The sequence below is a fragment of the Streptomyces brasiliensis genome (genome assembly GCF_014647875.1).
GTDB classification, from domain to species: Bacteria; Actinomycetota; Actinomycetes; order Streptomycetales; family Streptomycetaceae; genus Streptomyces; species Streptomyces brasiliensis.
Genome location: NZ_BMQA01000007.1, coordinates 140,218 through 155,646, shown reverse-complemented (window position 1 = coordinate 155,646; position 15,429 = coordinate 140,218). Strand labels below are relative to the sequence as shown.

Below are 15,429 nucleotides of genomic sequence, written 5' to 3'. Positions count from 1 at the left end.
CTGGTTCACGACCCCGAAGACATGGGAGGCTCTGTTCATTGCGAGCCTGAAGTCGAGGAGAGTGAATCCTTGCGGTCCGACGCCAACATCGCGGGACCGATGACCGATCCGGTCCCCGGTCCCCGTACCGAGTCGATGGGGGCGGATGTTTCACGTGAAACACCGCCTCCGATGGACGACACTCCCATCGGTCGTGCTGCCCAACTGGCGGTGGAGGCTCTGGGTCGTGCCGGAGAGGGCCTGCCACGACCAGAGCAGACCCGAGTGATCGTGGTCGCCAACCAGAAGGGCGGCGTGGGCAAGACGACGACGACCGTCAATCTTGCCGCTTCGCTGGCTCTGCACGGTGGCCGTGTCCTGGTGATCGACCTCGACCCGCAGGGCAATGCGTCCACCGCTCTGGGCATCGACCATCACGCCGAAGTCCCCTCCATCTACGACGTGTTGATCGAGAGCAAGCCTCTCGCCGAGGTCGTACAGCCGGTCCCGGACGTCGAAGGCCTCTTCTGTGCCCCCGCCACGATCGATCTCGCCGGTGCGGAGATCGAGTTGGTGTCCCTGGTGGCGCGCGAGAGCCGACTGCAGCGGGCGATCCAGTCGTATGAGCAGCCCTTGGACTACGTTCTCATCGACTGCCCGCCGTCGCTCGGCCTGCTGACCGTCAACGCGCTGGTCGCCGGCGCCGAGGTGCTCATCCCGATCCAGTGCGAGTACTACGCGCTGGAGGGCCTTGGGCAGCTGCTGCGCAACGTCGACCTCGTACGTGGGCACCTCAACCCAGCCCTGCACGTGTCGACCATCCTGCTCACCATGTACGACGGCCGGACGCGTCTCGCCTCCCAGGTCGCGGAAGAGGTGCGCAACCACTTCGGCGACGAGGTGCTGCGGACGAGCATTCCCCGTTCGGTCCGTATTTCCGAGGCACCGAGCTATGGCCAGACGGTTCTGACTTACGATCCAGGATCGAGCGGTGCCCTCTCCTATCTTGAGGCGGCACGGGAAATCGCGCTGAAGGGTGTCGGAGTCAGTTATGACCCGACGCAGGCCCACATCGGCGCACAGAGCAACCCGAACATGGTGGAGGGGATCCAGTGAGTGAGCGACGGAGGGGGCTTGGCCGTGGTCTAGGCGCGCTGATCCCAGCGGCCCCGACCGAGAAGAACCCGGCCTCGGCCGCGGTGGGCGGCGCGACTCCCGCACCCCCCGCGGCGGTTCCGGTCCTCACGACCGACCGGGGCGTGGCCGCGGCGAAGGTGGCCATACTGCCGCCCGTTTCATATGAAACCGAGGAGCCTTCGGCGAGTGGCCTCACGGAGGCTCCCGCGTCGCCCATGGGCGCCCACTTCGCCGAGATCCCGCTCGATGCCATCTCGCCCAACCCGCGGCAGCCGCGTGAGGTCTTCGACGAGGACGCGCTGCAGGAACTGGTCACCTCCATCCAGGAGGTCGGTCTCCTCCAACCCGTCGTCGTACGGCAACTGGGTCCCGCCCGCTACGAGCTCATCATGGGCGAGCGGCGCTGGCGGGCCTGTCGTGAGGCGGGGCTGGAGGCCATCCCGGCGATTGTGCGGGCAACGGACGACGAGAAGCTCCTCCTGGACGCGCTCCTGGAGAACCTGCACCGCGCGCAGCTGAACCCGCTGGAAGAGGCGGCCGCCTACGACCAGTTGCTCAAGGACTTCAACTGCACGCACGACCAGCTGGCCGACCGTATCGGGCGCTCCCGCCCGCAGGTGTCCAACACGCTGCGTCTGCTGAAGCTCTCGCCGGCCGTTCAGCGCCGGGTCGCAGCCGGTGTGCTGTCCGCCGGGCACGCCCGGGCGCTGCTGTCCGTGGAGGACTCGGAGGAGCAGGACCGTCTGGCCCACCGGATCGTGGCCGAGGGCCTGTCGGTGCGGGCCGTCGAGGAGATCGTGACCCTGATGGGTTCGCGGCCCCAGGCGGCCCAGCGGGCCAAGGGACCGCGTGCCGGAGGCCGTGTCTCCCCGGCGCTCACCGACCTGGCGACGCGCCTGTCGGACCGCTTCGAGACGCGGGTGAAGGTCGATCTCGGTCAGAAGAAGGGCAAGATCACCGTCGAGTTCGCCTCCATGGAGGACCTCGAGCGGATCCTGGGCACTCTTGCCCCGGGTGAGGGGCCGGTCCTGCAGAAGGGCCTGCACGATGGCGACGCTGAGGAAGCCGACGAAGCCGAGGACTGAGCCTCGTGTGAACGTCTCCTGTCGGGCGGTGGAGCGGATCGTGTCCGGTGTGTACCGGAACACGGTCCGCTCTTTGCTTTCAGGCGGTATCGGTGGAATCACATCGTCGATACGATGCGACTCGGGTATGGCGCATCCACCGGGCAGCACCTCGGAGTGGGAGGCGGGGGCCATGCGAACGATGAGCCGCACCGGACTGGTGAGTGCGGGCCTGGGCCTGGGGGTCGTCGGCGGGTTCGTCGGAGGTCTGCTGAGGGAACGGAACGCTCTGACAGCCGCTCGCGACGCCGCGGGCGAGGGAAGCGAGGAACAGCCTTCATGGGCCGTCGGCTCGTACCGCTCACGCTGGACAACCTTCAGGACCTTCCCAAGCGTTGTCGCTCGTGCGTCTTCTGGGAGCTGGACCCAGTCAGCGGCGAGGCAGCGGTAAGAGCGGGCACGGCAGCGCTGGAGAAGGAGGCCTGGATCTCCGCCGTCCTGCTGGACTGGGGATCGTGCGGCCGGGTGGTCTACGTCGACGACGTGCCGGTGGGCTTCGTGCTCTACGCTCCGCCCGCGTACGTCCCCCGCTCGACGGCATTTCCGACGAGCCCCGTCTCGCCCGACGCCGTGCAGCTGATGACGGCGTTCATCATGCCGGGCTACCAGGGGCAGGGGCTGGGCCGGGTGATGGTGCAGACCGTGGCCAAGGATCTCCTGCGGCGCGGCTTCAAGGCGATCGAAGCCTTCGGGGATGCCCGCTGGAAGGAGCCCGCCTGCGTGCTGCCGGCTGATCATCTCCTCGCGGTGGGCTTCAAGACCGTACGTCCGCATCCGACGTACCCGAGGCTTCGCCTGGAGCTGCGTACGACGCTCTCCTGGAAGGAAGACGTGGAGATGGCCATCGACCGGCTGCTGGGGGCCGTACAGAAGGAACCGGCGCTTCGGCCGCTCTAGCGCTCTCGGCCGCGGTGGCGGTCCCGTCGCAGCGCTCAGCTCTTACACGAATGGGCCAACCCTTCCGGGTTGGCCCATTCGTGTTTCACGTGAAACGTCACTCGGCGATGAAGTCCTCGAGGTCGCGCACGATCGCGGCCTTGGGCTTGGCACCGACGATGGTCTTGGCGACCTCGCCACCCTGGTACACGTTCAGGGTCGGGATGGACATGACGCCGTACTTGGCGGCCGTACCCGGGTTCTCGTCGATATTGAGCTTGACGACCTCGATCTTGTCGCCGTACTCGGAGGCGATGGCCTCGAGGGACGGGGCGATCTGGCGGCACGGACCGCACCAGGCGGCCCAGAAGTCCACCAGGACGGGCTTGTCGCTCTTGAGGACGTCCTGCTCGAAGGAATCGTCGGTCACATTCTTCAGGGTGCCGGCCACAGCGGGCTCCTTAACTCGTTCGTGCGGAGGGCGGAAGGGGGTCAGACGGTGGTCTTCTCGGGCTCGGCCTTCTCCTCGTCCGCGAGTGCGGCGAGGAAGCGCTCGGCGTCGAGAGCGGCGGAGCAGCCGGTGCCGGCTGCGGTGATCGCCTGGCGGTAGGTGTGGTCGACCACGTCGCCGGCGCCGAAGACACCGGTCAGGTTCGTCCGGGTGGAGGGCGCGTCGACCTTCAGATAGCCCTCCTCGTCGAGGTCCAGCTGGCCCTTGAACAGCTCGGTGCGCGGGTCGTGGCCGATCGCGATGAACAGACCCGTCACGGGCAGGTCGGACAGCTCGCCCGTCTTGATGTTGCGGAGCTTCAGGCCGGAGAGCTTCGGGTCACCCTGGATCTCGGCGACCTCGCTGTCCCAGACGAACTTGATCTTCGGGTCGGCGAAGGCGCGCTCCTGCATCGCCTTGGAGGCGCGCAGGCTGTCCCGGCGGTGAACGATGGTCACGGACTTGGCGAACCGCGAGAGGAAGGTGGCCTCCTCCATCGCGGTGTCACCGCCGCCGATCACCGCGATGTCCTGGTCCTTGAAGAAGAATCCGTCACAGGTGGCGCACCACGAGACGCCGCGGCCGGAGAGAGCGTCCTCGTTCGGGAGGCCGAGCTTGCGGTGCTGCGATCCGGTCGTGACGATGACGGCCTTCGCCCGGTGGACCGTGCCTGCGGTGTCCGTGACGGTCTTGATGTCACCGGTCAGGTCGACGGAGACGGCGTCGTCCGGGATGAGCTCGGCGCCGAAGCGCTCCGCCTGGGCGCGCATGTTGTCCATGAGCTCGGGGCCCATGATGCCGTCGCGGAAGCCGGGGAAGTTCTCCACATCGGTGGTGTTCATGAGTGCACCGCCCGCGGTGACAGCCCCCTCGAACACCAGGGGCTTCAACGACGCGCGCGCGGTGTAAAGCGCCGCCGTGTAACCGGCGGGCCCGGAGCCGATGATGATCACGTTACGGACGTCGCTCACGGCTGGATTCCTCGTCTCTGGTCTGCGTCATTCGACCGGTGTGAGCCCCTCTCGGAGCTCCCACCCCACCCAACGGATCCTACGGGGCGCGCATTCCCGCCGTGCCCGGGCACACGGGCATGCCCCGTAGGAGGGAACCAGAGCGTTGGACGGGAGAGGAGACGCGGACGGCTCAGGGACGCGCGAAGGACTGCTTGAACAGGACCTTGCCGGGCGCCACGGGCTGCCCGCCGACGCAGGCCGTGTCGACGACATACACGGTGACCCGCGTGGTGTCGGAGACGTCCGGCAGTACGACGAGGTACGCCTCCTTGCCGTCGTACGTCCCCTTCTTCGCACCTAGGACATCCGCATTGCTGTTGATGCCCAGCCGCACACAGTCAGGGACCGCAACCGACGGCTTGAGCAGCGTGTTCGCGCTCTCCGTCGAGTTCGGGGTATCGGTCTCCGACTCGATGCCCAGTCGCGGCTTCTGGCTGTCGGAGCCGCGCTGAGAGTTCGGCCGCGTGGAGAGAAGGCCTTTCACCTCACTCTTGAGTGGACTCCCGGAGAAGGTGCCGGAGGCGCTCGTCTCCTTGCCCTGAGCAGTCGAGTGGGACTTGTCTTCACCGAGCGACTGAAGAAACAGCGATCCTGCGCCCAGGACGGCGGCGGTGAGGACGGCGCCCAGGACGATCTTCCTGCGACGCCGGCCTGGCCCCCGGTCCTTGCGGCCGGGACCGGTCGCCGCCTGCGGTCGCCCGGCGGGCCGGCCCCCGGGAGCCGATGTTTCACGTGAAACATGGGGCTCGGCGTCGTCGGACGCAGTGGAGGAGGCGGAGACCAGGACCGGAGTGGTCACCGAGTCGGGAGCGGTGGCGCTCAGCAGCGCTTCGGCCGCGAGCGCGGCATCGATGCGCTCGGCGACGTCGGCGGGCATACGGGATGGTCCCGGCAGGGAGCCCAGAAGCCCGCGGATCTCCTCCAGCGAGGCATGGACGTCCGTACACAGCTCGCACTCGTTCAGGTGACGCCGTATGTCCGCGGTCCGGTCCGGGGGGAGGAGGCCTTCGGTGAGGTCGGAGATCTCGGCGACGTCCGGGTGCCCGGCCGTGTCCGTCGTGGAAGTCACGCTCGCCCACCTCCGCCCTTCACTGCGGCTGAATCGCTCGGCCCCGTTCCCTGGGAACCTCTGTGCTCAGGTCCTGCTGCGGGTGGGACGGATGTCTCCTGCGCCCGGTTCCGTGCCGGGTCCTGCTCTTTCCCGTCGCCCGTGTTGTCCGGCCGTAGGTGGGTGAGGAGCGGGAGAAGTCTGGCTCTGCCTCGGGCGCACCGGCTCTTGATGGTGCCGGTCGGCACGTCGAGGATGCGGGCGGCCTCGGCGACGGAATAGCCCTGCATGTCCACCAGGACGAGGGCCGCCCGCTGATCGTGCGGCAGCGTGCCGAGGGCCTCGAGGAGCTGGCGGTGCAGATCGTTGCGCTCGGCCGGCGCCGAGGCCGACTCGTGGGGCTCCAGCAGTTGCTCCAGCCGCTCGGTGTCATCGACCGGGGAGGTCTTCCGTGTGGCCGCTTTGCGGGCACGGTCCAGGCAGGCGTTCACCGTGATCCGGTGCAGCCAGGTGGTGACGGCCGACTGGCCGCGAAAGGTGTGGGCGGCCCGGTACGCGGACACGAGGGCGTCCTGAACCGCGTCGGCGGCCTCCTCACGGTCCCCCAGAGTCCGCAGCGCCACCGCCCACAGTCGGTCCCGATGACGCCGCACGATCTCACCGAAGGCCTCCGGATCACCCTCGACGTGCCGGCCGAGCAGTTCCTGATCGCTCGCACCGTCGAAACCGGCGCCCTCCGCCATCTGACCCCCTCCGCCTCCGGTGAGACGTCAGCCCGTGAACTTCACCTCAGTGATGGCCTGCTTGTATCCGGTGCCGCTGTACGACGCCGCGTCCGCGCCCGAGTACGGCACGGCCGTGAGCCACACGAGGACGTACTGGCTCTTCACGGACTTGTCGAGCTTCACCGTGGCGGTGGTCCCGTTCGTGTCCACGCTGCCGATCGCCTTCAGGGAGTCCAGCGACGCCGGCTTCAGTGTGTCGGACGCGTACAGCTTGACCGTGGTGTGATCGCCGCCGTAGCGAAGTCCGATGCTCGCGGCGGACACTTTCTTGGCCGAGCCGAGGTCGTAGACGATGCCCACGCCCGGCTTGTACGGCGGGATGGAAGGACCGCCGGTGAAGGTTTTGGTGCGCCAGGACGTCGAGGGGTCGCCGTCGTACGTGTTGTTGACGTCGCCTGGATGCTGGGCGTCGCCCTTCGCGACGAACTCCTGCGCATCCTGGATCTTGAGTGGCGTGGCGGGCTTGGTTCTGCCGCCCTTGTCGCCCCCGTCTGTCGTCTGCGTGTTGTTCGTGTCGTCGGAGCCGCTGCCCTGGTCCATCAGTGCATCGGCGAGCTGCCAGCTGCCCAGGCCCAGCGCGGCGATCAGAAGGGCCGAGACCGCCCACTTGAGTGCCTTGCCGGTACGGCTCTGGAGCGGAGGCGGCGGGGCCTGCAGGGGCTGGGCGGCACCGGGGCGCGGGGCCGGGCGGCCGTACGTGCCCTGCTGGTACGTCGTGCGCTGATACTCCGGCGGGGCCGTGAACGCGGGCTCCGGGGGGCGGATGCGCGGCATCTCGCCGATCGCCTTCACCAGTTCCTCCGGTGTCGTGCACGGGGACTCGTGCCGGGAGGCGGTGGCGCCGTCGTTGGCGAGCGCGCGCATGGCGAGCTCGGACAGCCCGCGATGGACGCCCGCCCGCACCTGGTCCGGCGCGATCAGACCGACGTCCTTGGGCAGCCCGGACAGACCGTAGGCGTCGTTGTCGTACGGCCAGCGCTGGGTGAGCGCCGCGTACAGCAGGGCGCCGATCGACTCGGTGTCGGTGCGCTGCGGGGTGTCGGAGCTGATGCCGCGCAGCGCGGCGTTGACCGCGAGGCCGCGGATGCGCCACTGGCCGGTCGACGTGCGCAGCACGGCGTTCGGGTTGAGGCGGAGATGGGCGAGGCCCTCGCGGTGGGCGGCGGCCATCGCGGAGGAGACCTGACTCACCATCTGGTACGCGTCGTGCGGCTCCAGTGGGCCCGCAGACAGCAGGGTGGTCAGCTCGACGGCATCGGGCAGCCACTCGTGCACGACATAGACGAGGTCGTTCTCCTCGACGGCGTCAAGGACCTGGACGAAGCGTGGATCGCCGAGCAGGGCCGAGGAGCGTGCCGCGGCCAGCACCGAACGGGCTCGCGCATGGTCCGCGGGAAGAACGTGGACGCCGACGGCGCGACGGAGCTTCTCGTCGACCGCTCGCCAACTGCTGAATCCGTCCAGACGGGTGACGCACTCCTCGAGGCGGTAGCGTCTGGCGAGCTTGTGACCGCTGTGCAGTTCGGGAGGTGAGGTCTTCTTCGTGGGACTCCCGGTCCCGCTGTTTCCCTGTGCCTCGTCGCTTTCCGTGTCCCGCTCCGGGTTCTGGGCCACCCCGTCGGCCGTGGCCTGGTCCGCCTTGGCGGTCAGCGGCTGGTCACCGCTGTTGTCTGCCACGTCGACGGCAGCCGTGCTCCGTTCCGCCACCGTCGTTCCCTGCCTCCCCATCCGTTGCGTTGCACGCTGTCCGACGCCGAAACCAATTGTGCCCACAGTCCGGCGCTATGCACGACACGCGGCGGCGGACGATGGTTGTGCGCCTACCCCCGCCTCAGCGTCCCAGACGCCCTCGGACCATGCCCACGAGGGAGTTGAGTTCCTCGATGCGCATACGGCGAGCGGCGACGAAGAAGACGCCGAGCAGGACGGCACCGCCGACCACGAGTGAGGCGAACGAACCGAAGACGCCCTGACCGAGGGCCTGGCTGATGCCGTAGACGACGACACCGCTGAGCAGAGCGGCAGGGACGGAGGCGATGCAGAGGCGGGCGTAGGTGCGCAGGACGCGGGAGCCGTCCAGGTCGCCCCCGAGGCGCTTGCTCAGGCGCTTCCACGCGACACCCACGCCGATCGCGTAGGCGAGGCCGTACGCCGCGGCCATGCCGGCCACGGCCCAGCGGGCCGGGAAGAGGAAGTAGCAGAGCGCCGAGGCGCCCGCGTTGACCACGGCGACGATGACGGTGTTGTAGAAGGGCGTGCGCGTGTCCTCGTACGCGTAGAAGGCACGCAGGACGACGTATTGCACGGAGTACGGGATCAGGCCGAGGGCGAAGGCCATCAGCATGTAGCCCATGTTGGTGGCTTCGCTGGTGCCCGAGGAGCCGAAGATCATCGTGCACATCGGGATGCCGAGGGCCAGGAAACCGAACGCGATGGGCACGATCGCCACAGCCGTGGTCCGCAGGCCCTGCGAGATGTCGTCGCGGACCGCGCCCCCGTCGTCCTCCGCGGCTGAGCGGGAGATGCGCGGTAGCAGGGCCGCCATCAGGGAGACTGTGATGATGGCCTGGGGCAGGCCCCAGATCAGCTGGGCGTTGGCGTAGGCGGCGAAGCCGGTTCCGTCGACGGGCGAGGCCTTGCCGGCCGCGGTGGACAGCTGAGAGACGACGATGGCGCCCGCCTGGTTGGCGAGGACGAACAGGACGGTCCACTTGGCGAGCGTGGCGGCCTTGCCGAGGCCGTGGCCCTTCCAGTCGAAGCGCAGCCGAAGCCGGAAGCCCGTCTCGCGCAGATACGGGATCATCGCCAGGGCCTGGACGACGAGACCGAGCAGCACGCCGATGCCGAGCAGGCGCTGGCCCTCCGGCGGGATGGTCGTGACCTTCATCCCGGAGTTCGCGGCGGTGCCGTACACCCAGATGAACATGCCCAGCGTCACGATGATGACGATGTTGTTCAGGACCGGGGTCCACATCATCGCGCCGAACTTCCCGCGGGCGTTGAGGATCTGACCCATCACCACATGGATGCCCATGAAGAAGATCGAGGGCAGGAAGTAGCGGACGAAGGTGATACCGACCTCGTTCGCCGCCGGATCGCTGGCGACCGGATCGGACAGCAGGCGAATCAGGAGCGGGGCCGCGACGACCGCGGCCACGGTGAGCCCGCCGAGGGCCACCATCACCAGGGTCAGCAGACGGTTGGCGTAGGCCTCACCGCCGTCCTCGTCCTCCTTCATGGCACGCACGAGCTGCGGCACGAAGACGGAGTTGAGGCCACCGCCCACGGTCAGGATGTAGATCATCGTGGGCAGCTGGTAGGCGACCTGGAAGGTGTCACCCAGCAGGCCGACGCCCAGCGCGGCGACGATCATCGCCGAGCGGACGAACCCCGTGAGCCGGGACACCATCGTGCCTGCCGCCATCACTGCGCTGGACTTCAGCAGGCCCGAGGCGCGCCCGCCCTTCTTCCCCACCGGCGCGGACGCGGCGGTGGGGGCCACTGGCGTGGGCGGCACCGTGGTCGCGGCAGGCGTCGGTGCGGCAACCGGGGGTGTGGGCGGGACCGCTGGGTACTGCAGCGCCGAGTACTGGGCGCCGGGGGCCGGGTTCGCGGGGTACGGCGTCGCCGGGTACTGCCCCTGCGGGTACTGGCCCTGCGGGTACTGGCCCTGGGGGTACTGCCCCGCCGGGCCCTGTCCCGTGCCCGGCGCGCCGGCCGGACCCGGTACCGCCGGGGGGTCCATCGGCGGACGGCCGCCGCCCTGCTGCTGGTCCCGGAAGAGGTGCGCGAAGGCGTCCGGCTCGTGGTGCTCCTCGCTGGAGTGGGTCACCAGGTCGTCCACCCCCACGAACTGCGTCGTACGCGGATTGTCGCCGTAGGGCAGGTGCTGCGCCGGCCTGTCCGGCTCCGGCGCCGGGGTCTGAGCCCACACGCGCGGATCGGGGGCGTACGGCGACTGCGCCGGCTGTCCGTACAGCGGCTCCTGCGGGTATGTGCCCGGGGGCGGCGGCGGGTGCGCGGCACGGTCGTAGAGCGCCTCGGCGACCGGGTCTTGAGCGGAGAGGTCCTGCGCCCGGTAGGGGTCGTCGTCGTAGGCGTCCTGGAGGTACATGTCCGCCGCGTGCTGCGGCGGCACCTGGCCGGGCTCGGGCGGCGGCTCGGGGTAGCCCGAGCCGGCCGCGGCCTGGCCACGGTCACCGTCGTACGGCGCGTTCATGGTTACCCCACCTCATCGTCCCCAGGCCGACCGGCCGCGACATCGCTCAACGGTCCACTCTCTCACCCGTCGTGGACGGGTCGGCGCTTTCCGATGCGGTGTCCGGCGTCGGGTCACTCGGCTGCTCCGGGTCGTCTGCCCGCAGGCGGGCGTCGGACTCCTCCTGGAGACGTTCCGCGGGGCCCTCGGGGTTCTGCGACGCTTCGGTGGTCTCCCCCGGCTCGTCGGGTCCGTCGTCCTCGGCCTGCCGGGACGCGGCGCGCTTGCGCTGGGTGTACATGCGGAAGCCGGCGAGGACAAGGAGCAGGACGCCGCCGCCGATGACCAGCATCACGGTGGGTGTGACCTCGGTGACCTTCACGTCGAAGCTGACCGGGGCGCCGTACTCCTGGCCGTCCTCCGTGTACAACTGGGCGATGACCGTCACACGCCCGTTGGCGTTGGCCGAGGTGCTGAACTTCACGGACTGGCTGTGCCCGCCGGAGACCGTGACGGGCTGTTCCTGGTAGGCCTTGCCGCCGACCTCGAGGCGGGTCGGCATGGTCGAGGTGAGCCGCAGGACCAGGTGGTCCACACCCTGCACCAGGTTGTTCTGGACGGTCACCGGGATGGTTGCGCTGCGGCCGGAGAGCTTCGTCTCGGACTTGTCGATCAGCTTGACCTGGTCGGTGAGGTCGTCGAGCCACACCTCCACACCGGCCCGGAAGATGGCCGCCTCGGATGCTCGGCCCCGCCATGACGTCGACATCTCGCGGTTCACGGCCCGTCCGAAGGGGGTCACCACACGGGACTCTTTGGTGAGGACCACCTGGAAGTTGTCGAGCTTGTCCTGCGTCCGCGCGATCTGCTCGAAGGCCGACCGGGGCAGTTCCTTCTTTCGCAGCGAGGAAGGGTAGGCCGAGGTCGAGGGGACGCGCGTGGAAGCGGCCGGGTCGGGCTTGGCCTTGGCGGCCGCGGTGAGTTCCTGGGACTCGGACCAGGTGCCGTCCTGGAGAGCCATGACGGCCTGGGCCATCGCCTGGGCCTGGCTCATGGACGGCATGCGCTGCGGGGCGACGACGATGCTGCGCTGCTTGCCGGTCTGGAGGTCGACCTCCAGGCTCTGCGCCAGGAACTCCTGCACGGCGAGCGTGGCCGCGCCTGCCTTCCTGAGGTTGCCGTCGAACGCCGTGGAGAGCCGGGCGTCGGCGATCACCGCCGTCGTGCCGCCGCCGATCGGGCGGGCCGCGGAGGGCGTGTAGGTCAGTCCGCCGGTCTCCTGGAGACTGTCGCTGCGGGCGATCACCTTGTCGGCGCCCGCGGACGTGGCGACCTTGATGATCGACGGGTCCACGGCGCCTTCCACGGGCCAGGCGAAGTCGGTGCTCGGTGTGACGTGGAGCACGGTCTTGACCGTGATGGCGGCCACGTCGGTGGCGTCCTTGAGGTGGCTCAGTGAACCGGTGACGCTGGTGCCGTTGTGGGCCAGGGAGGCCAGGTCGGGGTCGGCGAAGGGCAGGGCGACGACCTCGCGATCCGTCACGGCATTCTGCAGATCGGCGAGGAAGCTCTTGGCCTGCGCCTGGTGGGTGCCGGCCGTGGTGGTGTCGCCGTCGCTCTGGACGCGGTAGTTGCGGGTCATCGCATCGACCGAGGCCAGCAGGTCCGGGTCGATCACCCAGGTGACGTCGAGGTCCTTGCCGAGGTTCACCATCTGGGCCAGGCGGCCGCCCGGGGCGATGTCCTTGGCGAGCTCGTCGTTGTCGAACACCGGCGTCTGCTGCTCACCCGGACCCGTCTTCGCCGTCATGTGGACGTCGGAGACGAGCGGCCACAGGTACGTCGTCTTCGTCCTGGTGCCGGCCTCCTCGGCCTGCCAGGGCAGGAAGGTCCGCTGGACGCCGAGCACCTGGTCCCACGGCTGCGCCGCGGTCTGGCCGGACAGGGAGACGTCGAACTCGTACACACCGTCCTGGCCCAGGTCCAGCTTGTCGACCGGCACGGAGATGCTGAAGGGCTGGGAGGCGCCCGGGGCGAGCTTGGCGAACTCCTGGACGTACTTGTCGCCCACCTCGGCGCCGAGGTAGGCGTGCGTGTCGTCGGGGTTGTCGGCGACGTTGTCGATGGCCGAGCGGGTGTTCAGCAGGGAGCCCAGGCGGAGTCCCACATGAGCGCCGGTGACCGTCTGCTTGCCCTCGTTGGTCACCGTGCCGGTGACGGTCAGCGTGTCCCCGTCCGTGGGGGCGCTGGGCGTGAGGGTGTCCACCGAGACGGACACATCGCCGGAGGAGGACGCCTGTGCGGGCACAGCGGCGGGCAGCTGGAGCAGGCCGGCCAGCAGAGGCGCTCCGGCCAGCAGTGCTCCGGTGCGCCGCAGCCACCGACGGGGCGGTGAGGGACTCATGCCCTGGAAGTCTGCCGCCTCGGCCACGCGTTCGTCCGTCCCTCGTCGTCAGTGGTCGTTGGAATGTGCGTCCACGCATGGTAACGATGCGCGCTGAGGGGAAGTGCCGCGGTCCGGTCCACAAGATCGGGCGGATGACAGCAGCGAGCCCTTATGTCCAGTATCGAGTGCGGCGTGTTCGTACGCCGTGAGGGCAGCCCTTGTGGAGGTATGGGCGGAGGCGTCCGTGCGAACACAAAGGAGGCGCTCCTGGGTGCCCGGGCCACGTACCCTCTTCTGTTGTGCCGAACGCCAACGAAGACACTCCTACTGCCCTGAGCCAGGTGCAGCAGCGCGCGGTGAGCGAGCTGCTGCGGGTGGCCCCTGTCGCCGACGAGCTCGCTCGCCGTTTCCAGGAAGCCGGGTTCTCCCTCGCCCTGGTCGGCGGCTCGGTCCGGGACGCGCTCCTCGGCCGCCTCGGTAACGACCTGGACTTCACGACCGACGCCCACCCCGAGGACGTACTGAAGATCGTGCGGCCGTGGGCGGACGCGGTGTGGGAGGTCGGGATCGCCTTCGGCACGGTGGGCGCGCAGAAGGAGGGCTATCAGATCGAGGTCACCACGTATCGATCGGAGGCGTACGACCGGACCTCGCGCAAGCCCGAGGTGTCGTACGGCGACTCCATCGAGGAGGACCTCGTCCGGCGCGACTTCACGGTCAACGCGATGGCCGTGGCTCTGCCGGAGAAGGAGTTCATCGATCCGCACGGCGGGCTCGAGGACCTCGCGGTGCGGGTGCTGCGCACGCCGGGTACGCCCGAGGAGTCCTTCTCCGACGACCCGCTGCGGATGATGCGGGCCGCGCGCTTCGCCGCCCAGCTCGACTTCGAGGTGGCCCCCGAGGTCGTCGCCGCGATGAAGGAGATGGCTGCACGCATCGAGATCGTCTCGGCCGAGCGGGTGCGGGACGAGCTGAACAAGCTGATCCTCTCCGGCCACCCCCGCACGGGCCTGACGCTGCTCGTCGGGACCGGGCTGGCCGACCATGTGCTGCCCGAGGTGCCTGCCCTGCGTCTGGAGCGTGATGAGCATCACCGGCACAAGGACGTCTACGACCACACGCTGATCGTCCTGGAACAGGCCATCGCTCTGGAGGAGGACGGCCCCGACCTCACGCTCAGGCTGGCGGCGCTTCTGCACGACATCGGCAAGCCCCGCACCCGTCGCTTCGAGCAGGACGGCCGGGTCTCGTTCCACCATCACGAGGTGGTGGGGGCGAAGATGACCAAGAAGCGCATGACGGCTCTGAAGTACTCCAACGAGCTCGTGAAGGACGTCTCACGTCTGGTCGAACTCCATCTGCGCTTCCATGGCTACGGCACCGGGGAGTGGACGGACTCGGCGGTGCGCCGCTATGTCCGTGACGCCGGCCCGCTGCTCGACCGCCTCCACAAGCTGACGCGCTCCGATTGCACCACCCGCAACAAGCGCAAGGCCGTCGCGCTCTCCCGTGCCTACGACGGCCTCGAGCAGCGCATCGCCGAACTCCAGGAGCAGGAGGAGCTCGACGCGATCCGCCCGGACCTCGACGGTAACCAGATCATGGAGATCCTGGGCGTCGGACCGGGCCCGGTGGTGGGCAAGGCGTACAAGCACATGCTGGAGCTTCGCCTGGAGAACGGGCCGATGGAGCACGACGTGGCGGTGGCTGCGCTCAAGGAGTGGTGGGCCGAGCAGGACTGAGGGTGACAGGCCGCGAAAACGGGGTCATGTTTCACGTGAAACATGACCCCGTTCGCACGTGCGGAGGGGCGATGTTTCACGTGAAACATCGCCCCTCCGGCTCTGCTTGAACGTGGGGGTCGCTACACGCCCTTCAGGCAGAGCACGACCTTGTGGCCCGTGCGGTACTGGACGTAGGCGATGGTCGACTCTGTGACGCTCTCGCACTTGGAGGTGTCGGTGGAGTCGTCGAACTTCTGGACAACCTTGTACTGGGCGTCGCTGGAGGTGCAGTCGACCTCCTTGAGGTCCGGACTCGATTCCGTCCCGTTGTTGTGCATGGAGGCGCCCGCAGAGGTGGTCTCCGCGTCTTCCTTGTCCAGAAGGCCTATGCCGAAGCCGATGCCGAACTTCACGGCGGCGATCACGATGAAGACGACGATCGCGCCGATGATGCGGACCGCCTTCTTGCTCCGCTTGGGTGGCGCCGCCGGCGGCGGAACGGGGGCGCCCGCACCCTGGTTCGGGAACGGTGCGTACGGCTGCTGTGGGGGAACCCCCGGCTGTCCGTAGGGCTGCTGCCCCGCCGGCGGAGGCGGTGTCTGGGCGTACGGGTTCGGCCCTTGGGGCGGCGGCGGAGTAGATACTGTGGAGTCCCCCTGGAACATGGGT

Annotated in this window: 12 protein-coding genes; 4 read left to right on the top strand and 8 right to left on the bottom strand. The window is 68.9% G+C overall.

Features of this window, described 5'->3' with window-relative positions; all coding sequences use genetic code 11:
- The first annotated feature begins 21 nt into the window (after positions 1-21).
- From IEZ19_RS13535 to IEZ19_RS13525, 3 genes are all read left to right on the top strand, one after another.
- Positions 22-1,095 carry a ParA family protein gene (locus IEZ19_RS13535; RefSeq protein ID WP_189311561.1) on the top strand — a complete coding sequence of 358 codons (1,074 nt, stop codon included), beginning with the start codon at positions 22-24 and terminating at the stop codon, positions 1,093-1,095.
- Positions 1,092-2,201, top strand: a complete 1,110-nt coding sequence (locus IEZ19_RS13530; RefSeq protein ID WP_189311397.1) for a ParB/RepB/Spo0J family partition protein — start codon at positions 1,092-1,094, stop codon at positions 2,199-2,201. Before IEZ19_RS13535 ends, IEZ19_RS13530 begins: the two co-directional genes overlap by 4 nt.
- Before the next feature lie 318 nt (positions 2,202-2,519).
- Positions 2,520-3,137 (top strand): GNAT family N-acetyltransferase, encoded by a 618-nt coding sequence (locus IEZ19_RS13525; protein WP_189311396.1) that lies wholly within the window; start codon positions 2,520-2,522, stop codon positions 3,135-3,137.
- 97 nt (positions 3,138-3,234) lie between these two features.
- On the opposite strand, the gene trxA is transcribed toward IEZ19_RS13525, so the two are convergent.
- From trxA to IEZ19_RS13490, 7 genes are all read right to left on the bottom strand, one after another.
- Positions 3,235-3,567 (bottom strand): thioredoxin, encoded by a 333-nt coding sequence (gene trxA / locus IEZ19_RS13520; RefSeq protein WP_103545205.1) that lies wholly within the window; start codon positions 3,565-3,567, stop codon positions 3,235-3,237.
- 41 nt (positions 3,568-3,608) lie between these two features.
- Complete coding sequence (gene trxB / locus IEZ19_RS13515) at positions 3,609-4,577, bottom strand: thioredoxin-disulfide reductase (RefSeq protein WP_189311395.1); 969 nt, start codon at positions 4,575-4,577, stop codon at positions 3,609-3,611.
- A 172-nt stretch (positions 4,578-4,749) separates the two neighbouring features.
- Complete coding sequence (locus IEZ19_RS13510) at positions 4,750-5,688, bottom strand: anti-sigma factor family protein (RefSeq protein ID WP_189311394.1); 939 nt, start codon at positions 5,686-5,688, stop codon at positions 4,750-4,752.
- Complete coding sequence (gene sigM, locus IEZ19_RS13505) at positions 5,685-6,410, bottom strand: RNA polymerase sigma factor SigM (protein WP_189311393.1); 726 nt, start codon at positions 6,408-6,410, stop codon at positions 5,685-5,687. The genes IEZ19_RS13510 and sigM overlap by 4 nt, the downstream gene beginning before the upstream one ends.
- 27 nt (positions 6,411-6,437) lie before the next feature.
- Positions 6,438-8,159, bottom strand: coding sequence for a protein kinase family protein (locus IEZ19_RS13500; protein WP_189311392.1), 1,722 nt, complete (start codon positions 8,157-8,159; stop codon positions 6,438-6,440).
- 124 nt (positions 8,160-8,283) lie between these two features.
- Positions 8,284-10,671, bottom strand: coding sequence for a murein biosynthesis integral membrane protein MurJ (murJ, locus tag IEZ19_RS13495; RefSeq protein WP_189311391.1), 2,388 nt, complete (start codon positions 10,669-10,671; stop codon positions 8,284-8,286).
- Positions 10,672-10,717: 46 nt separating this feature from the next.
- A complete protein-coding gene (locus tag IEZ19_RS13490; protein WP_189311390.1) occupies positions 10,718-13,081 on the bottom strand; it encodes a DUF6049 family protein in 2,364 nt (787 codons plus the stop codon).
- A gap of 254 nt (positions 13,082-13,335) precedes the next feature.
- On the opposite strand from IEZ19_RS13490, the gene IEZ19_RS13485 reads away from it, so the two are divergent.
- On the top strand, positions 13,336-14,778 hold the full coding sequence (locus IEZ19_RS13485) for a CCA tRNA nucleotidyltransferase (RefSeq protein ID WP_189311389.1): 1,443 nt from the start codon (positions 13,336-13,338) through the stop codon (positions 14,776-14,778).
- 122 nt (positions 14,779-14,900) lie between these two features.
- On the opposite strand, the gene IEZ19_RS13480 is transcribed toward IEZ19_RS13485, so the two are convergent.
- Complete coding sequence (locus IEZ19_RS13480; RefSeq protein WP_189311388.1) at positions 14,901-15,425, bottom strand: DUF3824 domain-containing protein; 525 nt, start codon at positions 15,423-15,425, stop codon at positions 14,901-14,903.
- Between the last annotated feature and the right edge of the window lie 4 nt (positions 15,426-15,429).